The sequence below is a fragment of the Streptomyces sp. NPDC059037 genome (assembly GCF_042740015.1).
GTDB lineage: Bacteria > Actinomycetota > Actinomycetes > Streptomycetales > Streptomycetaceae > Streptomyces.
On record NZ_JBHYIG010000017.1, the window covers coordinates 1 to 9,739 of the forward strand.

Below are 9,739 nucleotides of genomic sequence, written 5' to 3' on the forward strand. Positions count from 1 at the left end.
GCCCTGCGGGGGATGGTGGGGGCGGCGCGAGCCGACGGGCAGACATGGAAGGGGCCGTGCCCGGACGGGCTGATCTCCCGCATGGCCCGGTGAACACATGCTGGCACGGAAGACCACCGCTGCCGCCAGGCTTCGCCCGCATCCCGCACGTGAGCAATCTCCTGCCACGGCGCGGGAACTCCGGCACCCCCCGATCCGACCGTCCGCGATGGAACGGCCGTCGCCGACCAGGGCGTTCAGGGCCAACTCGGCCACGGCCCCGGGAACTTATCCTCTCCAGCAGCCGACCACTGTTACGGAGCCCGCCGATCCGCGCCCTTCCGCCGGAGAAGGGCGGCTTCGGAGGGACTCGAAGGGAATCGTTGATGACGCACGACGCGCAGGACGCCTCGCGGGGGACGACGTTACCGGCCGCGGAGGGACGCAGCCGCTGGCTGCTGGTCGCCGTCGCCGGTTCACTGTCGTTCGTGGCGATGCTCGACATGAACGTCGTCAATGTCTCCCTCTCCGAGATATCCCGTGACCTGCGTGTCTCGCCCTCGATGGCGCAGTGGGCGGCCCTTGGCTATCAACTCGCGGTCGTCTCCCTGCTGTTGCCGGCGGGCCGCTGGCTGGACGGCAGGGGAACCGGCGCGAAGATCGGCCTTCGGCCCGCCGTGCTTGTCTCCGTCACCGGATTCGCCGTGTGCGGCCTGCTCAGCGCGGCCGCGCCATGGATGGCCTGGCTGACCGTGACCCGGATCGCCCAAGGGGCCTTCGGTTCCATGCTGTTCGTCCTCATGCCGGTGCTCGCGATGCGCGCGGTGCCGCCGAAGCTGCGCGCCCGGGCGATGAGCGTGCCCGCCACGCTCGGCCCGCTGGGAGCCGTCACCGGCCCGCCCGTGGGCGGCATGCTCCTGGACGCGTTCGGCTGGCGCGCGGTGTTCATCGTCAAACTCCCCGTCTGTATCGGGGCGTTGCTGGTGGCCGCACGGCTGCTCCCCCGCGCGGGCAAGCTGCACGCGCCCGGCGGGCGGCTGCTCGCCGACGCCGCTCTCGTCGGCAGCGGCCTCGCCGCGCTTCTGCTCTCCCTGTCCCTGGCATCGGAGTCCCCGGGCTGGCTGCTCCTCGCGGCGGCCGCGCTGCCCCCGCTCGCGTGGTGGCTGCGCGGCACCGGCGGCCGGCAGGTCTGCGACGTGGTGCGCGCATCCGGGACGCAGCGGATCAACTCGGCGGTGTTCGCCATCGCCGCGGGCTTCGCCTCCATGCACTTCGTCATGGCCCTGCGGCTGCAGCGCGAGGGCGGCCTCTCCGCGACCGCCACCGGCCTGACCATGCTGTCCTTTCCGCTCGCCATGGGGCTCATGGGCCCGCTGGGCGGACGTCTCGCCGACCGGTACGGGCCGCAGGCCACCGCGCTCACCGGCAGCGCGATCACCGCACTGGGCCTCGCACTGCTGCTCCCGCTGGGCAACGACAGCCTGACGTGGGGGGACATCGCCTGGCGCCTGGCCATCGCCGGATCGGGCATGGGTCTGTACGGCGGCCCGGTGCAGACGCTGGTGATGAGCTCGGCACCGCCGGGCGCGGTGGGCACGGCCGGTTCCGTCGTGCAGCTGTCCCGCAGTCTCGGCTTCGCCGTGGGGCCCGCCCTGGCCACCGCGGTCTGGGGCATCGCGGGCGCCGCCCGCTCAGCGCTCGTCGTCTCGGCCGCGGCCGCCTGTGTCGCGGTCCTGCTGCTCAGCCTGCGGCGGCCCGTACCGGAGCACGAGGCGCCGGGCACCGACGCCGCGCCCGCGCCGTCCGCCTCCCGCTGACCTCTCCCGGCCCGGCTCATTCAGCCGGCGGGCGCGACGGATGCCGCGGCCTTCGTGGCCGCGGCGGCGCCCGTGGCGTCCGCCGGAGCACGGTGGTCGATGGCGATCAACGGGTCGCCGGTCAGCGGGTGTTCGACCACGGCGGCCCGAACACCGAAGACCTCCGCGAGCAGTTCCGGTGTCAGCACCTCGCGCGGCGGTCCGGAGGCCACCACCTTTCCCTGGTGCAGGACATGCAGCCGGTCGCAGACCGAGGCGGCGGCGTTCAAGTCGTGCAGGGAGACCAGGGCCGTGCGGCGCTGGGCACGCAGCAGGGCGAGCAGCTCCACCTGGTGCAGCACGTCCAGATGGTTGGTCGGCTCGTCGAGGACGAGCACCTCCGGGTCCTGGGCGAGCGCCCGCGCAAGTAGGACGCGCTGCCGTTCACCACCGGAGAGGGCCGAGAAGGATCGCCCGCCGGCCTGCGCCATGCCGACCTGTTCTAGGACGGCGGCCACCTTCGCACGGTCGTTGTCGTCGTCGCCCGCGAAGAGTCGTTTGTACGGGGTCCGGCCCATCGCCACGACCTCGCGCACCGTCAACTCGAAGTCGCCGCCGCGCTCCTGGGGCAGGGCCGCCACTTTGCGCGCGGCCTCCGCGGGCGTCAGCTCCCAGATGTCGCGGCCCGCGACGCGTACCCGTCCCGCGACCGGTCGCAGATGCCGGTACACGGTGCGCAGCACGCTCGATTTTCCGCTGCCGTTCGGCCCGACAAGGCCTGCCACCTCGCCCTCGGCGGCGATGAGGTGGACGCCCGAGACGACAGTGCGCCGAGCGTAGGAGACATTCAACCCCTCAATGTCGATGTTCACCACGGGCCTCCAGGCGCCGGTCGAGCAGATACAGCAGAGCGGGGGCGCCGATCAGCGAGGTCACCACACCGACCGGCAGTTCCTGGGTGTCGAGTGCGGTACGGCACACGATGTCGACGATGACGAGCAGCAGCGCGCCGAACAGCGCCGAGATCGGAAGCAGCCTGCGGTGGTCGCCGCCGACGAGCAGCCGGCAGGCGTGCGGCACCATCAGGCCGACGAAGGCGATGGCGCCCGAGACCGCGACCAGGATTCCGGTCAACACGCTTGTCACGACGAAGAGTTCGCGCCGCAGCCGGGTGACGTCGACGCCGAGCCCGGTCGCCGTCTCGTCCCCCATCATCACGGCGTTGAGACCGCGGGCCCGCGCCTGGAGCAGCAGCAGCGCGACCGGCACGGCGATGGCGGGGACCGCGAGCGTCGACCAGTTCGCTCCGCTCAGGCTGCCCATGAGCCAGAACAGCACGCTCTGCGTCTGCTGTTCGTCTCCGGCCTGGAGTACGAGGTAGCTTGTGAACCCGGCGAGGAACTGGCCGATGCCGACACCGGCGAGCACGAGCCGCAGGGGCGAGAAATTGCCGCCCCGCCGAGCGATCAACCACACAAGGGCGAAAGTCGCAAGGGCCCCGCTGAACGCAGCACCGGACAGGCCGAGCCCCAGCGTTCCGCCTGCCCCCGCGCCGAGCACGATGGCGGCGACGGCACCGAGCGATGCCCCGTTGGAGATGCCGAGCAGATGCGGGTCGGCCAGCGGGTTGCGCACCAGGGCCTGAACGGCCGTGCCCACCAGGCCGAGTCCCGCGCCCACCGCGGCGGCGAGCAGGGCGCGCGGCAGCCGCAGCTGCCACACGATGAGGTCCGACGTCCCCGGCCGCGCGGGCTGCCCGGTCAGCCTGCGCAGCACCGCCGACCACACCTGGTCCGGGGGGATGTCCGTGGACCCCCAGGACACGGCGCCGGTGAGCGCGAGCAGCAGCGCCGCTCCGAGCAGGGCGGCGAGCACCCCGGGACGCGGGGTGCGCGCGACGGGCTCCGCCTCCGGGGCCCTGGTCGCCTTGCGGTTGAGGGTGAGGAGGGGCATCTACTGCTCCGCCGCCCGCACCTTGCCGGGGTACAGGGCGTTGGCGATCTCCTCGACGGTGTCGGCGTTGCCGACCCCCGCGATGGTGGTCTCCTCGGAGCCGATCCGCAGGAACTTCCCGTTCTTCACGGCCTTGAGGTCCTTCGTCGCCGGGTTGTCCTCCAGCCACTTCCGCGCGTCGTCGAAGGCCTTGCGCGTCTCGGCCTCGCTGCCCCGGTTGCGTACGGCGAGCTGGATCCAGTCGGGGTTCTTGGCGACGACGTCTTCCCAGCCGACGGGCCGGAACGTGCCCGCGCAGTCCGCGAAGATGTTGCGGGCACCGGCGAGGGTGATCACGGCGTTGCCGATCTGCTTGTTGCAGATCGCCATGGGCTGCTTGGTGCCGGCGTCGTAGTCGAAGAAGAAGTAGCTCGGCCTGTCCTTCGCGGGGACCTTTCCGACGGCCTTCTGCACCGATGCGACCTTGCGTTCCATCCCCGCGACCAGTTCGGCGGCCCGGTCGCTCTTGCCGGTGACCGCCCCGAACGTGGTGATGTCGGCCTTGACCGTGTCGAGATCCGTCGCGGGCTTCTTGCGCGTCGACGCGCAGGCCGTGGACTTCAGGGAGATGTGCTTGATCCCGGCGGCCTTGAACTCCTCGTCGGTGGGCAGGCCGCCCGCGCCGCCCATGTTCATCGGCCCGAACGCGTCGATGAACACGTCTGCGCCGGAGCCGAGCAGCTTCTCCTTGGGAATGACGGCCTTGCTGAGCACGGGTACCTCACGTGCCTGCGCGTCAAGGTCGCCCTTGAACGCGCCCTTGCCGGGCGGGAATCCGGTGCCGATCACCTTGTCGCCCACGCCGAGCCGCAACAGCAGCTCCAGTGCGGCCGCATTGCTGGTCACGATCTTCGTCGGGGTGGAGTCGAACGTCGTCACCCGGCCCTTGCAGTCGGTCGCCCGCACCGGGTCTCCCGCGCTGCCTCCGGCCTTGCCGGGATCGTCCGAACCACCGCCGCCACAGCCGGTAGCGAGCAGGGCCAGGGCGGCCATCGCTCCACACCACACACGAACACGCATCAAACTCTCCCGAGCCTCTTGCCTCTGGGCTCAAACACGGCCCCGGAGAGGTAGTCGGAGGAGTCGGCCTTCGAGTTCCCGCGAATTGCGCGACTGTCGCGTTGTCACTCTGGCGGAGGAGAGGCGCCGAACCTCTCCTGGTACTCCCCCGGGGCGACTTGGAGCACTCGGCGGAACGAGACACGCATGGACTCCAGGGTGCTGAACCCCGCCTCCTTCGCTATCTCCTCAAGCCCGCCCGGCCGCTCGGGCCGCCCGGCCGCTCGGGCCGCCCGGCCGCTCGGGCCGCCCGGCCGCTCGGGCCGCCCGGCCGCTCGGGCCGCTCGGGCCGCTCGGACCGCTCGGACCGCTCGGACCGCTCGGACCGCTCCAGCATCCGGCGCGCCGCGCCCACCCGCGCCGATTCGACGTAGCGCCGGGGCGACATGCCCGTATGGGACGCGAAGAGACGGTTGATGTGGCGCGGGGAGACACCCGCGCGTTCCGCGAGGCTGCGTCCCGAGAGGTCGGCACGGAGGTTGTCCGAGATCCACCGCAAGGTGCCGCGCAGGACGGGGTGTTCGACCGTGGGCGGCGTCCAGGGGATGAACTGCAGCTGGCCGCCGGGGCGTCGGGGGTAGGAGACGAGCTCCCTGGACACCCGGACGGCCCGTTCCTGATCGCTGTCCTCGGACATCAGGGACATGGCGAGGTCGATGCCCGATGTGCCGCCGCCCGCGGTGGTCACCCGCCCGTCCCTGACGACCGTCGCCGCCCGGTCGACCTGTACGTCCGGATACCGCTCGGACAGCAGGTCGCACCACTTCCAGTGGGTCGTGACCCTGCGGCCGCGCAGGGCGCCCGTCGCGGCGAGCAGGAACACCCCGGTGGATATGGCGGCCACCCGTCGGGCAGCACGGTCAGGCCGCCCGACGTACGCACGGGAGCGCCGCCGACCGACGCGGTGCGTATCTCGTAGACGGGACCCGGGCCGTCCCCGGCCGCGGCCGACCCGGCGGAGAACGTCTCCATCGGTCCCGAGAAGCTCACCCCCTGGACCCCGTCGTAGAGCACGACAAGGACGTCCCGCTTCATCGCACAGCCCTCCCGTCAGAGGGCGGCGACACGGTCGGGCCGCCCCGGGCCCCCTGCCCGACACGGCACCATCGTGCCCCAACTCCACGCGCGGGGGCCGGACTTGACGCTCTGGTCAGGCGGCCGGGGGCACCACCTGAAGGAAGCCGCTCACGCACATCCGCTTGAGGAGCCGGGTCTGGGCGGGGGTCAGACGTCCCGCGATCTCGCCGTACTTGAGAGGGCCGCCGCCGAGCAGTTCCCACAGCTCGTCAACGCCGTCCCTGCGGACATCCGCGTCGATGGTGACGCCGTGCGGGTCGTCGGTGGAGTAGATGCGCCGGCACGGCACCGTGTCGCGCAGCGGGGACGGCACGGATGCGTGGTTGGTGACGGGGTTGCGCCAGTACTCGGTCATGCCCGCGAGGACGGCGGGCGGCAGCTGCACGTTGATCGGCGGGTTGGTCGCCTTGAACCCCGGTACGAGCAGGGTGACGCTGTCCCGGATGGCCGTCGTGCCGGCCAGCGAGATGACGGCGTCGTCCGTGAGGTCGGCCGGTTCCGCCAGCGCCGATGCAGCCAGGAAGGGCCCCGCCGCGTCCAGGTCCTCCACCTTGCGGCTGCCGTGCGTCATGACCTCCAACAGGCCGTCCTGGAAAGCGGTGTTGAGCAGGGCGTCGAAGGTCTGCTCCCGTATGCCGAGATCGGCTCCGGTGCCGCGGGTGCTCCAGTAGGCGCTGTCCGGGTTGTTCTTCGCGATGGCGTGGTACCACTGGTCGATCATCAGGGCGAAGGTCTCGGCCGTGCCGTGCCACTTGGCGTTGTAGTCCTGCCACAGGTGGCGCCGGTCGGTCTCGCCGAGGCTGCCGTCGGTGGTCTTCTGGATGAGCAGGGCGGCGGCCGCGGCCTGCGTCAGCGCGACGGCGACCCCGGAGGAGAAGAGCGGGTCGACGAAGAAGGCCGCGTCGCCCACGAGCAGGTGCCGCTCGTCGTAGTGCGCGAACTCCTCACTGACGCGCGAGTAGTTGGTGGCGGTGAGCATGCCGTCGGCCACCGGCACGGCGTCGCCGATCAGGTCCTTCAGATACGGGACCTGGCGCACGGCGGCGAGGAACGTCTCCTGGTCGGTGAAGTCGCTGCCCGGCTCCTTCAGCACGGCCGGGTTGGTGACGATGCCGATGGAGTGGGTGAGGACCCGCTTGCCGTCGATGACCTTCGGCACGGGGATGTACCAGCACCAGCCGTCGCGGAAGGCGAAACAGCCGATGGGCGAGAGGTTGTCGGCGGTGAAGACGTTCCAGTCCGCTTCGATGTTCTGGGTCTGACCGGAGTTGGTGAAGTGCTGCCAGATGGCGACGTTCTTGAACTGGGAGAGCCAGCCGCGCTTGTTGCGGGCCGCGGAGACACTGCTCTGCCGTCCGGAGGCGTCCACGAAGTATCCGGCCCGCACCTGAGACCCGTCGGCGAGGCGGACGAGCCCGCCCCGGGACTCGGGCTCGTAGGCGTCGACGGCGAGACCTTGGAAGACGTCCACGCCCACGTCGGCGGCGTGGTCGAGGAGGATGTGGTCGAACTCGGCCCGGTCGACGTGCATGGTCCAGCGCAGTACGCCGTCGCTCTCATACGGTCTCTTGTCGAAAAGGGCGACGCTGGGCCGTTCCGGGTCCCAGGCATAAATGCCGCCGAATTTCTTCACCCAGCAGGCGCTCGCAAGGACTTTGGCCAATGCCCCGCTTTCCTGCAGGGCGGGTACCACGGGATGAGCGAAAGACTCACCTATGTGTTCGCGAGGAAATACCTCCTTGTCGAAAAGGGCGACTCGCAATTCGGTGCGCTGGGCCAGCAGGGCACCGAGAGTGGAACCGGCAGGTCCCCCTCCCATGATGACGACGTCGTAATACTCCCGCACGATCTGTCACCTTTCCTTCGCCGTATGACGAGGAACGACCGTATGTCCGACAACGACCGCCGTCTACGCACGTCAGCCCACGGAGCGGGAAAAGGGACCTGAAACGCCCGTATAACCGCTAAACAGTGGGTTGGGAGGAGTTTCAGTGTTCAAGTGAACTAAAACGGCACATGAACGCTCCCGCGAGCCCTCAGCCGATGTCGGCGAGCCCTCAGCCGGCGTCCGCGAGCATCCAGGCCAGGAGCGTCAGACCGATGGACGCCGGCGCGAGCACGAAGACGGACAGCAGCGGCAGGAATCCGATGAGGCCCCCGCGGAGCTTGCGGCCGGCCCGGAGACGGTCGTTCGGGCGGGTCACTTCCGTGCGCAGGTCGAGGCGTTCCGCTGCGCGGTCCGACACGACCACTCCGGCATCGACCGGCCGCCTGACGAGCGCGCGGCGCACCAGCGTGTCGACCGTGCCGTCGCCGCCCGCGAGCTTGTTCAGGATGAGCCGCCCGCCGTGTGCGTCGGTGAGGATCAGCCGGTCGTCGGTCCTGGCCTGGCCCGGCACTTCGAGGCGGCCGACCTTGGTGAGACGGGCGAGGTCGACGGTCCGCCGCCCGGTCAGCGTGCGGGCGGACAGCAGATCGTCGTCGTACGGGCGGGCGTGCCAGCCCATGTGCGCGTAGGCCGCCACCAGGCCGCCGATGATGAGCGAGCCCATGTTGAGGAAGAGGAATCCCTCATCGATCAGGCCGGCCCGGACAAGCACCACCGGCACCAGGAGCGCGAGGAGCGGCGTCAGGAGGGCGACGGCGTCGGCGATCCGCCGGGCGGCGCTTCCCTGACCGGCGTATATGGCTGTGCCCGCCCTGGTGTCCGGGGTGTTCCCGCGCGCGTTCGTCGTCACGGCTGCGACGCTATCGCGCGCCTCACCCGGTCCTGCGGGCGGGCGTCGGCCACCTGGGCACTTCCAGCCAACTTAGAGTAGCCTCACCTAAGTTTTCGTCGGTCGGCGACCCCGGAGGGGCGTGGGTGAGTCCTTCACACATATCGGGGCGGGACGTCCTGTGGGACACGGTCGGGCGGCAGCGCCGGGACGTCGCGCTCGGCGCGTTCCTCGGCTCCGGGCACCAGGTCGGAGAGGCACTGGTACCGGTCCTGATCGGCATCGTGATCGACCGGGCCGTGACCGGGTCGGACACCGGCGCCCTGCTCCTGTGGCTCGCCGTCCTCGCCGTGGTCTACGTCGGCCTCGCGCTGAGCTTCCGCTTCGGCGCCTGGTCCGGCGAACGCGCCGCCACGCAGGCCGAACACACCCTGCGCGGCACGCTCGTACGCCGTGTCCTGCACCCCGGCGGCGGAGCCGAGAACGGCCGGCTGCCCGGAGCCCTCGCCAATGTCGCGACGGAGGACGCCAAGCGCGTCGGCGCCGTCAACATGGCCCTGATGGTCGGGACTTCGGCCCTCGTGGGCCTCGTCACCTGCGCCGTCGTCCTGCTGCGTACGTCGGTGACGCTGGGTCTTGTGGTGCTGCTCGGCACGCCGGTGCTGCTCTGGCTCGGTCATCTGCTGAGCAAGCCGCTCGAGACCCGCAGCGCGTCCGAGCAGGAGCGCGCGGCGCACGCCTCGGCCGTCGCCGCCGACCTGGTGTCCGGGCTGCGCGTCCTCAAGGGCATCGGCGGCGAGTCGGCGGCCATCGACCGCTACCGCACCACAAGCCGCGACTCCCTGCGGGCCACGCTGCGGGCGGCACATGCGCAGGCCTTCCAGAACGGCATGGTGCTCGCGCTCACCGGCTGCCTGATCGCCGCGGTCGCGCTGGTCGGCGGCAGGCTGGCCGCCCAGGAGAGCATCAGCCTGGGCGAGCTGGTGTCGGCGGTCGGGCTCTCGCTGTTCCTGATCGGGCCCCTCCAGTCGCGGGGGGGGGGGGCCCCCCCCCCCCCCCCCCCCCCCGCGGCGGGCCCCCCCCCCCCCGCGGGGGGCGCCCCCCCCCCCCCCCCCCCCC

The 9,739-nt window shown here is 71.3% G+C and carries 8 protein-coding genes; 2 read left to right on the top strand and 6 right to left on the bottom strand.

Annotated elements, in window-relative coordinates:
- Positions 1–365: 365 nt before the first annotated feature.
- The gene (locus ACFWY6_RS06065) at positions 366–1,796 is read left to right on the top strand and encodes an MFS transporter (RefSeq protein ID WP_384686852.1); all 1,431 of its coding nucleotides are present in this window, start codon (positions 366–368) and stop codon (positions 1,794–1,796) included.
- A 20-nt stretch (positions 1,797–1,816) separates the two neighbouring features.
- Here ACFWY6_RS06065 and ACFWY6_RS06070 read toward each other — a convergent pair whose 3' ends face one another.
- The 6 genes from ACFWY6_RS06070 to ACFWY6_RS06095 all read right to left on the bottom strand — a co-directional run bounded on the left by ACFWY6_RS06070 (position 1,817) and on the right by ACFWY6_RS06095 (position 8,641).
- Complete coding sequence (locus ACFWY6_RS06070) at positions 1,817–2,647, bottom strand: ABC transporter ATP-binding protein (protein WP_384686854.1); 831 nt, start codon at positions 2,645–2,647, stop codon at positions 1,817–1,819.
- Entirely contained in the window at positions 2,631–3,728 is a 1,098-nt protein-coding gene (locus ACFWY6_RS06075) for a FecCD family ABC transporter permease (protein ID WP_384686856.1), read from the bottom strand. Before ACFWY6_RS06075 ends, ACFWY6_RS06070 begins: the two co-directional genes overlap by 17 nt.
- Positions 3,729–4,787: an ABC transporter substrate-binding protein gene (locus tag ACFWY6_RS06080; RefSeq protein WP_384686858.1), complete on the bottom strand. Its 1,059-nt coding sequence runs from the start codon at positions 4,785–4,787 to the stop codon at positions 3,729–3,731.
- A 220-nt stretch (positions 4,788–5,007) separates the two neighbouring features.
- The gene (locus ACFWY6_RS06085; protein WP_384686860.1) at positions 5,008–5,949 is read right to left on the bottom strand and encodes a GlxA family transcriptional regulator; all 942 of its coding nucleotides are present in this window, start codon (positions 5,947–5,949) and stop codon (positions 5,008–5,010) included.
- 27 nt (positions 5,950–5,976) lie between these two features.
- Complete coding sequence (locus ACFWY6_RS06090; protein WP_384686862.1) at positions 5,977–7,749, bottom strand: NAD(P)/FAD-dependent oxidoreductase; 1,773 nt, start codon at positions 7,747–7,749, stop codon at positions 5,977–5,979.
- 211 nt (positions 7,750–7,960) lie between these two features.
- Entirely contained in the window at positions 7,961–8,641 is a 681-nt protein-coding gene (locus tag ACFWY6_RS06095; RefSeq protein WP_384686864.1) for a hypothetical protein, read from the bottom strand.
- Positions 8,642–8,766: 125 nt separating this feature from the next.
- Between ACFWY6_RS06095 and ACFWY6_RS06100 the strand changes: the two genes are divergently transcribed.
- On the top strand, positions 8,767–9,739 hold a 973-nt coding region (locus ACFWY6_RS06100; protein ID WP_384686866.1), incomplete at its 3' end, for an ABC transporter transmembrane domain-containing protein.

What these genes read in the sequence shown, in the direction of transcription:
- ACFWY6_RS06065 (WP_384686852.1), top strand. Translation starts at nt 366, where the DNA reads ATGACGCACGACGCGCAGGACGCCTCGCGGGGGACGACGTTACCGGCC.
- ACFWY6_RS06075 (WP_384686856.1), bottom strand. Translation starts at nt 3,728, where the DNA reads ATGCCCCTCCTCACCCTCAACCGCAAGGCGACCAGGGCCCCGGAGGCG.
- ACFWY6_RS06080 (WP_384686858.1), bottom strand. Translation starts at nt 4,787, where the DNA reads ATGCGTGTTCGTGTGTGGTGTGGAGCGATGGCCGCCCTGGCCCTGCTC.